11 protein-coding genes are annotated in these 13458 nt (G+C 67.7%); 3 read left to right on the forward strand and 8 right to left on the reverse strand.

The window, feature by feature from the left end; genetic code table 11:
- Positions 1-22 precede the first annotated feature (22 nt).
- Complete coding sequence (locus OHZ10_RS35205; protein ID WP_174994078.1) at positions 23-175, forward strand: hypothetical protein; 153 nt, start codon at positions 23-25, stop codon at positions 173-175.
- The gene (locus OHZ10_RS35210) at positions 175-897 is read left to right on the forward strand and encodes a DJ-1/PfpI family protein (RefSeq protein ID WP_059242094.1); all 723 of its coding nucleotides are present in this window, start codon (positions 175-177) and stop codon (positions 895-897) included. The genes OHZ10_RS35205 and OHZ10_RS35210 overlap by 1 nt, the downstream gene beginning before the upstream one ends.
- Positions 898-927: 30 nt before the next feature.
- Here OHZ10_RS35210 and OHZ10_RS35215 read toward each other — a convergent pair whose 3' ends face one another.
- From OHZ10_RS35215 to OHZ10_RS35245, 7 genes are all read right to left on the reverse strand, one after another.
- Positions 928-2664 (reverse strand): site-specific integrase, encoded by a 1737-nt coding sequence (locus tag OHZ10_RS35215; protein ID WP_342706460.1) that lies wholly within the window; start codon positions 2662-2664, stop codon positions 928-930.
- A 121-nt stretch (positions 2665-2785) separates the two neighbouring features.
- Positions 2786-4051 (reverse strand): MFS transporter, encoded by a 1266-nt coding sequence (locus tag OHZ10_RS35220; protein WP_059242098.1) that lies wholly within the window; start codon positions 4049-4051, stop codon positions 2786-2788.
- 13 nt (positions 4052-4064) lie between these two features.
- Positions 4065-4850, reverse strand: a complete 786-nt coding sequence (locus tag OHZ10_RS35225; RefSeq protein WP_174994075.1) for a peptidylprolyl isomerase — start codon at positions 4848-4850, stop codon at positions 4065-4067.
- 9 nt (positions 4851-4859) lie between these two features.
- On the reverse strand, positions 4860-5543 hold the full coding sequence (gene narI / locus OHZ10_RS35230; RefSeq protein WP_174994074.1) for a respiratory nitrate reductase subunit gamma: 684 nt from the start codon (positions 5541-5543) through the stop codon (positions 4860-4862).
- A 24-nt stretch (positions 5544-5567) separates the two neighbouring features.
- Positions 5568-6266 carry a nitrate reductase molybdenum cofactor assembly chaperone gene (gene narJ, locus OHZ10_RS35235; protein ID WP_342706461.1) on the reverse strand — a complete coding sequence of 233 codons (699 nt, stop codon included), beginning with the start codon at positions 6264-6266 and terminating at the stop codon, positions 5568-5570.
- A complete protein-coding gene (narH, locus tag OHZ10_RS35240; protein WP_342706462.1) occupies positions 6263-7792 on the reverse strand; it encodes a nitrate reductase subunit beta in 1530 nt (509 codons plus the stop codon). Before narH ends, narJ begins: the two co-directional genes overlap by 4 nt.
- Positions 7789-11607 (reverse strand): nitrate reductase subunit alpha, encoded by a 3819-nt coding sequence (locus OHZ10_RS35245; RefSeq protein ID WP_342706463.1) that lies wholly within the window; start codon positions 11605-11607, stop codon positions 7789-7791. Before OHZ10_RS35245 ends, narH begins: the two co-directional genes overlap by 4 nt.
- 435 nt (positions 11608-12042) lie before the next feature.
- Here OHZ10_RS35245 and OHZ10_RS35250 point away from each other — a divergent pair, with 435 nt between their 5' ends.
- Positions 12043-13221: a tetratricopeptide repeat protein gene (locus OHZ10_RS35250; RefSeq protein ID WP_342706464.1), complete on the forward strand. Its 1179-nt coding sequence runs from the start codon at positions 12043-12045 to the stop codon at positions 13219-13221.
- A gap of 36 nt (positions 13222-13257) precedes the next feature.
- Here the strand turns inward: OHZ10_RS35250 and OHZ10_RS35255 are convergent, their stop codons facing one another.
- A complete protein-coding gene (locus OHZ10_RS35255) occupies positions 13258-13404 on the reverse strand; it encodes a hypothetical protein (protein ID WP_340626134.1) in 147 nt (48 codons plus the stop codon).
- Positions 13405-13458: the final 54 nt, after the last annotated feature.

Genomic DNA, 13458 nt, shown 5'->3' on the forward strand with positions numbered 1-13458 from the left:
CTTCCCGTGCGACATTCGCCAGATGCTCGACGACCAGCTCTTTTTGCATGCCGACCTCCGGCGGATCCGCGCGAAACGGTGCGCGCGCATGGCAGAAAGTGCGGGAGAAATGACCTTGCGACAGGCCGCGCGCGGCGCGATGCTACAGGCCGCTCATGCCTTCGAGGGATCGTGATGGCCGCCACGCCGTTCATCGTCGTATTCGCATTGTTCGATCACGTCACGCAGCTCGATTTCACCGGGCCGGACGAAGTGTTCTGGCGCCTTCCGGGCGCACAAATTCACCGCGCTTCCGTTCGCGGCGGATCGATTCGCGCGGACAGCGGCCTCGCCGTTGCGGAGGTCGGGCGGCTCGCCGACATCGCGCATGCCGATCTCGTCTGCGTGCCGGGCGGGCTCGGCGTGATCGACGCGATCGCCGACGATGCGTTCGTCCGCGAGGTGCGCCGGCTCGCGCAGGATGCGCGTTATGTGACGTCGGTGTGCAGCGGGTCGCTGGTGCTCGGCGCGGCCGGGTTGCTGCGAGGACGACGGGCGGCCTGCCACTGGGCGTGGCGCGACCTGCTGCCGCCGTTCGGTGCGATCGTCGACGAAGGGCGCGTGGTGCGCGACGGCAGGATCGTCACGGGCGGCGGCGTGACCGCCGGCATCGACATGGCGCTCGCGGTGATGGCCGACGTCGCAGGGGCGGAATACGCACAGGCGGTGCAGCTCGGCATCGAATATGCGCCGGAGCCGCCGTTCGACTGCGGGCGCCCCGAACTTGCCGCCCAGGATGTGCTCGCTTCCGTCTGCGCGCTGTTCGAGCGCGTACGGCCCGATCGTCATGCGGTCGTCGCGCGTGCGGCGCAGCAACTCGCGCAACGGGACGGATGCGGATGCGCGGCATGCCGCTAAAGCGGCGGCCGCCTGCCGCGCGCGACGCCGCTACTTGTCCGCAGCAAACGCACTCGACATCTGCCGCGCGCGCTTCACGTCGTCGCCATGCAGGTAAATCGATGTCGTCGAAATCGACGCATGCCGCAGGTTGTCGCGCACGGTCGTCAACTCGGCCCCGCGTGCAAGCGCGTGCGTCGCATGCGTATGCCGCATCCAGTGCGGGCTCGCCTGGCGCAGCTTCTGCGCCAGCGCCGGGTTGTCGGCATCGACGGCATCGGCCGTCTGCGCAAAAAACCGCTGCATCACCTTCCACAGCCGCACGCTCGTGATCGCGGCCGCATCGTCTTCCGCGAGGCTCGGAATCAGCGGCGTATCGGGCCGCCAGCGCGCGGGCGTCACCGGCAACCGTCGCGCGACCAGATAGCGATCGAGCGCCGTACGCGCAAGCGGCGGCATCGCGACACGCGCGGCCTTGCTGCCCTTGCCGATCACCTTCAGCCACGCGTCGCCGTGCGCATCCGTCTCGATGCCGCCGAGCGTCGCGCCGACCAGCTCGCTCGCGCGCAGCCCGGTCGCATAGCCGAAATCGAGAATGAAGCGCAGCCGTTGCGCGGCGCCCGGCGTCCAGCCCGGCTGCGGCGCGCCGGCCGGTGTGCGCTTCCGGAATTCGAGACCGTCGGCGATCGTGCGGACCAGCAGCCACTCGCCTTCGGTAAATGCATGCGACGTGTCGAGTGCGTTCGCGCCGCGCGTGTCGCGCACCTTCACGCCCGCGAACGGATTCGCGAGCAGGTAGCGCTGCTCGATCAGCCAGCGGAACAGTGCGCCGAGCACCGACAGCGTGTACGCCGCCGAGCGCGCGGACAGCGCGCCCGAGAACGGCCGCCAGTCGGGCGCGCCGCGCGGCCGCACCGGCCCGACCCAGCGCTCGTGCGGCGTCGGGCGCCGGATGAACGCGCGATACGCGACCGCATCCTCGGTCGTCAGCGACGACAGCGCGCGGCCGCGCTCGACGATCGCCCACAGTATCAGCCGCTCTGCTTCCTTGCGGTATGCGCGCCGCGTCGCGGCCGATTCGTGCAGCGACAGCCATGCGTGCACGGCCGCGTAGTCGTTGTCCGCGTCGAGCGTGCTGGTCGCGCGCGGCGCGCGGAACGTGCCGGCCGAGCCGTCGACCTCGTGCGGCAGCTTCAGCTGTTCCCACGGCACGATGCTGCCGCGCGGCGTCGCGGCGATCAGTGCGCGCGCCCGTTCGGTCAGGTCCGGGTGCGCGGCGAAGAATGCCTCGATGCGCCGCGCGCTGGCCACGCCGAGGCCCGCGATCGGGCTCCACCACTGGCGCCGGCGCGGAATGCGCACCGTCAGGTCGGCCAGCGTCGCGATGCCATGCGCGCGCAGCGCGCCGACCGCGCGGGCGGGCAGCCACAGGCCGACGTCGTCGCTGATCTGCGGGACCGGTGCCCGCGCATGACGCAGCAGGCCGATCGCTTCGGTTGCGGCCTTCGCCTCCCGCAAACGCTCACCGTCGGCATGCCCGAGCCGTTCCGCGAGTTCGGGCCGACCGGCCTGCCGCGCGACGCGCACGAGGCGGCGGCGAATCGCGCCGATCACGCCGCGCGCCGATCGCCCGTCGCCCAGGCGATCGGGCAAGTAGCGCTCGACGGCCTGGCGCACGGTCATGCCCGCATACCACGCGCGCAGCGCGGCCAGTTCGTCGGCGTCGGGAAAGCCTGCGGGCGCAGGCGCGGAATCGGGGGAAGGCGGCGAAATGAGGCGCGGTTTCATGGGCGCCAGTTTGACAGAAGCGCGCGCGGCCGGATACGTCGTGCGCGCCTTCAGAGGGAAGCGCCGCACTGGCGCGATCCCGAGCCTTCCGGCATCGCGCCCGCGCATCGATCGCGCCCCGTCAGCCCGTGACCGGCGTGCGCCGCACTTCCGACAGGTAGATGAGGATCAACGACACCCACACGATCCCGTACAGGAACATGAAGCAGGTCGTGCGCACGCGCAGCAGGTCGAGCAGCACGCCGAACAGAATCGGCAGCAGGAAGCCGCCGAGCCCGCCCGCGAGCCCGACGATGCCGGTGACGACGCCCATGTTGTCCGCGAAGTCGTCGGCGACGTACTTGAAGGTCGACGCCATCCCGAGCGCGAACACCGCGCCGAGCACGAAGGTCAACGCGACGAAACCGGCCACCGGCATCGACACGTTCAGCGTCGCGGTGCCGTCGATCGTGTGGATCACGAAGTCGGTCGCCGGGTACGACAACAGGAACAACGCGATCCACGCGACCCACAGCCCCCACCACGTGACCGCATGCGCGCCGAAGCGGTCGGACAGCGCGCCGCCGAGCGCGCGCAGCACGGAGCCCGGCAGCGAGAAGCCGGCCGCGAACGCGGAAGCCATCACGAGCGACATTCCGTACTCGCTCTTCAGGTACTGCGGAATCCACAGCGACAGCGCCGTGAAGCCGCCGAACGTGATCGAGTAGTACTGGCAGAGCCGCCACACGCGCGGGTCGCGCAGCACCTTGAACGCGTCGAGCATCGACCCGCCGCGCTTGCCCGCGCCCGGATCGGGCGCCGACGCGAACCAGAAGATCAGCGCCGTGACGAGCAGCGCGACCGCGTAGATGCGCGGCACGACGCGCCAGCCGTACGCATCGAGCAGCAGCGGCGTGACGAACAAGTTGACGGCCGCGCCGGCCGTGCCCGCGCCGAACACGCCCATCGCGAGCCCGCGCCGCTGCGGCGGGAAGAAGCGCGCGACATACGGCGTGCCGACCGCGAACGACGCGCCGACGCAGCCGAGGAACAGCCCGATCAGCAGGAACTGCCACAGCTGCGTCGCGTAGCTGACGACATAGACGGGCACCGCGCACACGACGAGCAGCACCGTCATCACGATGCGGCCGCCGAAGCGGTCGGTCCACGTGCCGAGCGGCAAGCGCATCAGCGCGCCGGTCAGCACCGGCGTCGACGTGAGCAGCCCGAACTCCGTGCTGTTCAGCCCGAGGTCGGTGCGCAGCTGCACGCCGAGCACGCCGAACATCATCCACACGACGAAACACACCATGAACGCGAGCGTGCTCGCGGCCAGCACCGACCACGCGCGCAGCGGGACGGCCGGCGCGTTCACGACCGGCCCGGCATTACCTTGTTGAATTGCCATACGCAAGACTCCGTTACTGGACCAGCGGCCCGTTCGCGCCGTCGAATTCGACGCCTTCGACGCGCGCATCACCCGCGAGAATCGCCACGTACTGCCGCATCGCCCGCTGCCGCACGCGTTCCGACAGGTACGCGGCGATCTGGCCGGCGGCTTCGTCGAACGGCACCGCGTCGCCCTCCACGCGACGCTCGATGCGCACGATGTGGAAGCCGAAGCGCGTGTTGACGAGTTTCGGCAGCACGCCGATGCCGTCGGTATCGAACAGCGCGGCCTCGAATTCCGGCACCGTATCGCCGCGCAGCAGTTGCCCGAGGCTGCCGCCGACTTCCGCCGACGGGCAGTTCGACGACGCGCGCGCGACCGCTTCGAACGTCCCGGGCGCGGCCACGACATCGGCGAGCGCCCGTTCCGCGCGCTGCCGCAGCGGCGCGAGCGGCACGCGATCCGTCATCGCGAACAGCACGTGGCTCGCATAGACGATGTCGTTGCGGCGAAAGCGCGCCGGGTGCTGCGCGTAATAGCGCTCGCAATCCGCGCGATCGGGTTCGGGCACGTGCGTCAGTTCGCGTTCGAGCAACGCGTCGACGGCCGCGTCGTCGAGCGGTGCCCCCTCGTCGAGCAGCGAGAGCGATATCGCGCGCTGCCGCAGCAGCTCGCGCACCGCGAGCGCGCGCCGTGCCGCGTCGAGCGGATCGGGCGTATCGCCGTGATGCGCGGCCTCGGCCGCGATCGCAGCGTCGTCGATCGTGATGCCGTTGATGCGCAAGACGACCGGTGCATCGGAGAGAACGTCGTTCATGCGGCCTCCTTAGCGCTTGCGCACGAGCTGGTACGGGCGGATCAGGTACGCGACCGACGCGATCCCGCTCCAGATATGCACCATCCGCGTGAACGGTGACACGAGGAAGATCGTGAAACCGAGCAGGATGTGCAGCCGGTACGTCAGCGGCACGCCGACGAGCAGGCTCGCGATATCCGGCCGGAACGTGACGACGCCCTTCACGTAATCGGTCAACTGTTCGAACATCGCGCCGTCCATGTGCCGCGTCGACAGCACGACGGTGCCGAGCCCGAGCGCAAGCTGCACCCACAGCATCAGCACGATCAGGATGTCGGACTGGCGGCTGTTGCGACGGATGCGCGGATCGCCCAGGCGACGCCAGATCAGGATCGTGAGCCCGACGATCGCCGCGACGCCGGCCGCGCCGCCCGCCACCATCGCGACGAGCTGGTGCCCGGACGCCGACAGGAATGGCGACACGAGCCAGTGCGGCGCCAGAAAGCCGCCGAAGTGACCGAGCACGACGACCAGCACACCCCAGTGAAACAGGTTGCTGCCGAGCCGCAGCATGCCGTGGCGCAACAGCTGCGACGAATCGCTTTTCCACGTGTACTGCTCGCGGTCGAAGCGGATCAGGCTGCCGACCAGCAAGACGGCGAGGCAGATGTACGGGTAGATCCCGAACAGGAACTGATGCAAGTAAGCGTTCATGTCTTTCCCCAGTTGGGCCCGCGCTTACGCGCCGCGGGCCGGCCGCCTGTCGTGGAACCGCACGGTCTGCTCCGCCGGCGTCGCTGCCCCGACGAAGCGCACGGCCTCGTCCGCATACGATGCGTCGAGCGCGCGGTAGTCGTCGGCGCTCGGCCGCTCGGCGGCCACGTCGTCGTCGGCTGCATCCGGCGCGTCGGCCGGCGCGAGGCCGGCCAGCGGCAACAGCGCGCCGACGACGAAGCTGTAATGGCTGCCGCGCTGCGCGAGCTGGCCGGCCAGCGCGCGCAGGATCTCGCCGGTTTCGGCGAGCAGCTTGCGTGCGTCGGGTACCGGCAGCCGCGACAGGTATTCGAGGAACACGGGCAGGTAGTCGGGCAATTCGCCCGGGTTCAGGAACAGCCCGTGCCGCTCGTACATCTGCAGCAGGTCGACCATCGCCTGCCCGCGGTCGCGCGATTCGCCGTGCACGTGTTCGAACAGGTACAGCGACGTCGCGCGGCCACGGTCGAACAGCCCGACGTAGTTCTCCTGCAGCGTCAGCAGGTCGCGCTCGCGCACATAGGCAAAGAACCGGTCGAGGCCTGCGCGCACCGACTTCGGCGCGCGGGTGCGGTCGCGCAGGTGCGCTTCGATCGAGTCGAGCGCGTCGACGAGCGATGCGTCGGGATAGTCGAGCAGCGCCGCGAGCGCCGCGTAGGTCGGATCGGATGCGGTGCTCGTCATCGGGAAGCCTCGTGGATCGGGATGGTCTTGTTGCCCTTCTTCGGGCTGAACAGGCTCGCTTCGGAACGGCCGTCCGAGCAGCCGTTGCCGAACGAGAAGCCACACGACGCGCGCAGGTCGTATGCGTTCTCCGCATACTCGCGGTGCGCGGTCGGGATCACGAAGCGATCCTCGTAGTTCGCGATCGCGAGATAGCGATACATCTCCTCGACCTGCGCGAGCGACAGCCCGACCTGGTCGAGCACGCCGCGCGCGTCGATGCCGTCCACGTGGCGCGCACGCATGAACGCACGCATCGCGAGCAGCCGTTCGAGCGCGAGCTTCACGGGCGCCTCGTCGCCGGCCGTCAGCAGGTTCGCCAGATAGCGCAGCGGGATGCGCAGCGATTCGACGTCCGGCAGGTAGCCGTTCATCCCGAGCGCGCCGCTGTTCGCGGCCGAGTTGATCGGCGACAGCGGCGGCACGTACCACACCATCGGCAGCGTCCGGTATTCCGGGTGCAGCGGGAATGCAATCTTCCAGTCGATCGCCATCTTGTAGGTCGGCGAACGCCGCGCGGCGTCGATCCACGCGGCCGGCACGCCGTCGCGCTCGGCCTGCGCGATCACGGCCGGATCGTCCGGATCGAGGAACAGCGACAGCTGGGCTTCGTACAGGTCCTTCTCGTTCTCCACGCTGGCCGCTTCGCCGATGCGATCGGCGTCGTACAGCAGCACGCCGAGATAGCGGATGCGGCCGACGCAGGTTTCCGAGCACACGGTCGGCTGGCCGGCCTCGATGCGCGGATAGCAGAAGATGCACTTCTCGGCCTTGCCGCTCTGCCAGTTGTAGTAGATCTTCTTGTACGGGCAGCCCGATACGCACATGCGCCAGCCGCGGCACTTGTCCTGGTCGATCAGCACGATGCCGTCCTCCTCGCGCTTGTAGATCGAGCCCGACGGGCACGACGCGACGCACGCCGGGTTCAGGCAGTGCTCGCACAGGCGCGGCAGGTACATCATGAAGGTGTTCTCGAACTGCCCGTAGATGTCCTTCTGCACGTTCTCGAAGTTGGTGTCCTTCGCGCGCTTCTCGAACTCGCCGCCGAGGATTTCCTCCCAGTTCGGCCCCCACTCGATCTTCTCGAGCCGCTGGCCGCTGATCACCGAGCGCGGCCGCGCGACCGGCATCGCGCGCGTGTTGCCGGCTTCCTGCAGGTGCGCGTAGTCGAACGTAAACGGCTCGTAGTAGTCGTCGATCTCGGGCAGATGCGGATTCGCGAAGATCTGCGCGAGCAGTCGCCACTTGCTGCCGAGGCGCGGCTCGATCTTGCCGTCCGCGCGCCGCCGCCAGCCGCCGCGCCAGCGGTCCTGGTTCTCCCAGTCCTTCGGATAGCCGATGCCCGGTTTCGTCTCGACGTTGTTGAACCACGCGTATTCCATCCCTTCGCGGCTCGTCCACACGTTCTTGCAGGTCACCGAGCAGGTATGGCATCCGATGCACTTGTCGAGGTTCAGCACCATCGCGATCTGTGCGCGTACCTTCATGACGTTTCTCCCGTGTCGATGGGAGTTGGCGCTTTAGCGCCTACTCCCGTCCCATGCAAGGCCCCTATCGCGTGCATTGCGGGATCGACCGCAGTCTCTTCGCCGTCGAGCCAGTCGATCTTGTTCATCCTGCGCACGATCAGGAACTCGTCGCGATTCGAGCCCACCGTGCCGTAGTAGTTGAAGCCGTACGCGAGCTGCGCGTAGCCGCCGATCATGTGGGTCGGCTTCAACGCGATGCGCGTGACCGAGTTGTGGATGCCGCCGCGCGTGCCGGTGATCTCGGAGCCCGGCGTGTTCACGATCTTCTCCTGCGCGTGGTACATCATCACCATCCCGGACGGGATCCGCTGGCTGACGACGGCCCGCGCACACAACGCGCCGTTCGAGTTGTAGCACTCGATCCAGTCGTTATCGACCGCGCCGATCGCCTTCGCGTCGTCCTCCGACATCCATACGATCGGGCCGCCGCGCGACAGCGTCAGCATCAGCAGGTTGTCCGTGTACGTGCTGTGGATCCCCCACTTCTGGTGCGGCGTCAGGAAGTTCAGCACACGTTCGGGGTTGCCGTTCGAGCGCGTGCCGAGCATGTGCGCGTAGCTGCCCGTATCGACCGGCGGCTTGTACGCGCACAGCGATTCGCCGAACGCGCGCATCCACGCGTGATCCTGGTACAGCTGCTGGCGGCCGGTCATCGTGCGCCACGGCACCAGTTCGTGCACGTTCACGTAGCCGGCGTTGTACGACACGTGCTCGGATTCGATCCCGCTCCAGGTCGGCGACGAGATGATCTTGCGCGGCTGCGCCTGGATGTCGCGGAAACGGATCTTCTCGTCGGCGCGCGCGGCAGCGAGGTGCGTGTGGTCGATGCCCGTGATGCCGGACAGCGCGCGCCACGCCTTCACCGCCACTTCGCCGTTGGTCTCGGGCGCGAGCGCGAGGATCACCTCGGCCGCGTCGAGCGCCGTGTCGATGCGCGGGCGCCCTTGCGCGGTGCCGTCGGCGACCCTGTAGTTGAGCTCGCCGAGCAGCGTCACTTCGTCCTTCGTGTCCCAGCCGATGCCCTTGCCGCCGTTGCCGAGCGTGTCCATCAGCGGCCCGAGCGACGTGAAACGCGCATACGTATTCGGATAGTCGCGCTCGACGACGGTCACGGTCGGCATCGTCCGGCCCGGCACCGGTTCGCATTCGCCGCGCTTCCAGTCCTGCACGTCGAACGGCTGTGCCAGCTCGCCCGGCGTGTCGTGCGCGATCGGCGCGAGCACGACGTCGCGCTCGACGCCGAGATGCCCGTCGCACAATTCGGAGAAGCGCTTCGCGATCCCCTTGAAGATCTCCCAGTCGCTCTTCGATTCCCATGCGGGATCGACGGCCGCCGACAGCGGATGGATGAACGGGTGCATGTCGGACGTGTTCATGTCGTCCTTCTCGTACCAGGTCGCAGTCGGCAACACGACGTCCGAGTACATGCAGGTCGTCGACATCCGGAAATCGAGCGTCACGAGCAGGTCGAGCTTGCCGCGCGGCGCTTCGTCGTGCCACGTCACTTCCTCGGGACGCGAGCCGCCGGTTGCACCGAGATCCTCGCCCTGCACGCCGTTGGTCGTGCCGAGCAGGTGCTTCAGGAAATACTCGTGACCCTTGCCCGACGAACCGAGCAGGTTCGAGCGCCACACGAACAGGTTGCGCGGGAAGTTGCCGGGCGCGTCGGGATCCTCGCTTGCCAGCTTCAGCGTGCCGGCCTTCAACTGCCGCGCGACATCGGCGCCCGCGTGCGCGGGATCGGCGAGCGCCGCGCCGACCTTCAGCGGATTCACCGACAGTTGCGGCGCGGACGGCAGCCAGCCCATCCGTTCCGCGCGCACGTTGTAGTCGATCGGCGCCCCATGGAACTGCGACTTGTCCGCGAGCGGCGACAGCAGCGTGGCCGGGTCCATCGGGTCGTAGCGCCACTGATCGGTGTGCGCGTAGAAGAACGACGTCGAATTCATCTGGCGCGGCGGGCGGCTCCAGTCGAGCGCACCGGACAATGCCGTCCAGCCCGTCTGCGGACGCAGCTTCTCCTGGCCCACGTAGTGCGACCAGCCGCCGCCCGGCTTGCCGATGCAGCCGCACATGATCAGCATGTTCATGATCGCGCGGTACGACATGTCCATGTGGAACCAGTGGTTGATCCCGGCGCCGATGATCACCATCGACTTGCCCTGCGTCTTGTGCGCGTTCTCCGCGAACTGCCGCGCAACCGAGATCACGTCCGCGCGCTTCACGCCGGTGATCGTTTCCTGCCATGCGGGCGTGTACGGCAGGTCGTCGTCGTAGCTCGCGGCGACGTCGCGGCCGCCGAGGCCCTGGTCGAGCCCGTAGTTCGCCACGAACAGGTCGTAGACGGTCGCGACCAGCATGTCGCCGTTGCGCGTCGCGATGCGCCGCACGCCGATCCGGCGCGACAGCTCGGACGCATGCTGCGTCGAGTTGAAGTGCGCGTGCGGCTGGTTGCCGAAGTACGGGAACAGCACGTCGACCACGTCGTCGTGCTCGGCCGTGCACGACAGCCGCGGTGACAGCGCCGCGCCCTTCGACGTCTCGCCGCGCAGGTTCCACTTGCCCTTGTCGGCGTCGCCCTGCTGCCCCCAGCGGAAGCCGACCGAGCCGACCGGCACGACGAACTCGCCGTTCGCGTCGTCGATCATCACGGTCTTCCAGTCCGGATGCGCGGCCTCGTCGAGCGCGTCGTCGAAATCCGACGCGCGCACGAGGCGCTCGGGCACGTAGCCGTCGCCGTGCGGTACGAGGCGCACCAGGCATGGCATGTCGGTGTAGCGCTTGCAGTAGTCGGAGAAGTAGTCGCTCTTCCCGGCGAGATGAAATTCCTTGAGGATCACGTGGCCCATCGCGAGCGCGAGCGCCGCGTCGGTGCCCTGCTTCGGGTGCAGCCACAGATCGCCGAACTTCGCGCCTTCCGAGTAATCGGGGAACACCGACACGACCTTGGTGCCGCGATAACGCGCCTCGACGAGGAAGTGCGCGTCCGGCGTGCGCGTCTGCGGGACATTGGAGCCCCACATCATGATGAACGTCGAGTTGTACCAGTCGGCCGATTCCGGCACGTCGGTCTGTTCGCCCCAGGTCTGCGGCGACGCCGGCGGCAGGTCGCAATACCAGTCGTAAAAACTCAGGCACACGCCGCCGATCAGCGACAGGTAGCGCGAACCTGCCGCGTACGACACCATCGACATCGCGGGAATCGGCGAGAAGCCGACCACGCGATCGGGGCCGTGCCGCTCGACCGTGTGCACGTTGGCGGCCGCGACGATCTCGTTGACCTCGTCCCAGCTCGCGCGCACGAAGCCGCCGAGCCCGCGCCGGCTCTGGTACGAACGGCGCGCTTCATCGTCGTCGACGATCGAGCGCCATGCTTCGACGGGGCCGAGCGTGCGGCGGCGTTCGCGCCACAGCTTCACGAGCGCGCTGCGCACCATCGGATGCTTGAGGCGGTTCGCGCTGTACAGGTACCACGAGTACGACGCGCCGCGCGAGCAGCCGCGCGGCTCGTGGTTCGGCATGTCGGGACGTGTGCGCGGATAGTCGGTCTGCTGGGTTTCCCAGGTGACGATCCCGCCTTTCACATAGACCTTCCACGAGCACGAACCCGTGCAGTTCACGCCGTGGGTGGAGCGGACGATCTTGTCGTGCTGCCAGCGCATCCGGTAACCGTCTTCCCATTTGCGGTCTTCGTCGGTGACGGCGCCGTGCCCGTCGGAAAAGCGTGGCCTGGTGGTGGAGAAATAACGCAATCTGTCCAGGAAATGGCTCATGGGGATCTCGTTTTTCCGGTCTTTTGGCAGACCCTGATTATTTAAGGAGGCGAAATACCGGTTGTAAAGGACGATCGAATGTCGATCATTTCGTCCTTCTCACCGTGATCGAACCCATTGTCAGGCGGATCGACATATCACGACTTGATACAAATCACGGAATCGTTCATCTATCCGCAACAGTGAAATCGAATGGGGATCGAGCGCGCGGCACGGCCTGTTATGCTGCGCACTGCATTCCCGCGTTGCCCGTCCGTTGCCGTCATGCATCCCGTGACGGCGGGCGGACTCCGCATTGAATTGCACTGGACGATCCGATCCACCGCATCGGGATTCGCCAACCGCAGCCGGCCGTTCATCAAAGACCGCGCGGTTTGTTCAGTGCATTTCCGGCCGTCGGACCATCGCACCTTTACATACAAGAACCGCCATTTCATGACATCCCGACTTCTCGCCGCGCTCGTTGCCGCGGCCTTGAGCTGCACCGGCCTGCCCGTCGCCCACGCGCGCACCTACGTCGCGCCGACGGCGTCGCTCGGCAAAGGCGCCTACGTTCACCAGTTCGTGCTGCGCGACCCCGTCACGCAACAGCCGCTGCCGAACGCGCGCTACCGGCTGTTCCTTCCGGGCCAGGTCATCGCGGGGCTGCCCGTCAAGCCGGGCGAGCACGACAGCGTGATCTTCGGCACGACCGACGCGGCGGGCCGCACGATCCGGATCCGGCTGCCGAAATCGCATCCGCAGAAGCAGTGGGTGTTCAACCCGGTCGTCGGCGACGGCGACCTGGGCGAATCGTTCCGGCTGGTCGATCCGGGCGGCAAGGCGTCGCTCGGCCGTTTCCCGTACGTGCTGGACGTGGAGAACGAATATCTGGCATGCGGCTATTCGGACGCGAACGGCTACACCTACTACGCACAATCGCGCACGCCGCGGAACGTCAATCTTTACGTCGGCATGCTGGAAAAAGCGGCCGACACCGACTGGTGCGCGGGTCCGGGCCTGACCATCGCGAACAGCGCGAACGAACCCGGCACGCCGGACCTGTACACGCAGTACCTCGGCACGCTGGTCACCAACAGCGACCGGATCAGCGGCGAGTTGCGGCAGCAGATCGTCGCGAAGCTGCTGTCGCTCGCGATCGCCGAACGCGACGCAAGCCGCGTGGCTGCCGTGCTCGATCTCGACACGATTCCGGACGATCGCCTGAACGATATCGGCTACCGGCTCGTCGATGCGGGCGTGGAGGTCGATCGCGGGCTCGCAATGATCGACACGCATCTCGCGAAGTCGCCCGACGATGCGTATGCGCTCGACAGCAAGGGCTGGGCGCTATATCGCCTCGGCCGCAACGACGAGGCGCTCACGTGGTTCGACCGCTCGATCGCGATCTTCGCGAAGGACGACGACGGCGACGCGCGCGAAGCCCATGCGACCGGGCTGACGCACAAGGGTGAAGTGCTGTGGAAACTGGGGCGCCGGGATGAAGCGCGCGATGCGTTCGCGCAGGCGCAGAAGCTTCAGCCGAAGAACGCGGAGCTGGCGGAAACGCTGAAGCGGCTGGACGTGCAGGCGAGCCCGGACAGCGCGGCGGCGCCCGGTGCGAGCGGCACGTAATCTCGACGGAAGCGGTGATCGTCAGGGCAACGACGGTCACTGCTGACAGGGATCGTCACGGGACAGCATATAGACGTGCCCCGACGCGTTCGCCATCGCATGACCGTTGGCCACAAAGCGCTGCTTCGTGTTCGACATCATCGCAACGACGACTTTCGACTGATCGATGCCCGGCTGCCCCATCAGCTATGTTGTCGTTCTTCGAGCACGATAGTGCCTGCACGCGTTCCCTCAAGG

It is taken from the genome of Burkholderia arboris (assembly GCF_038723655.1).
GTDB classification, from domain to species: domain Bacteria; phylum Pseudomonadota; class Gammaproteobacteria; order Burkholderiales; family Burkholderiaceae; genus Burkholderia; species Burkholderia arboris.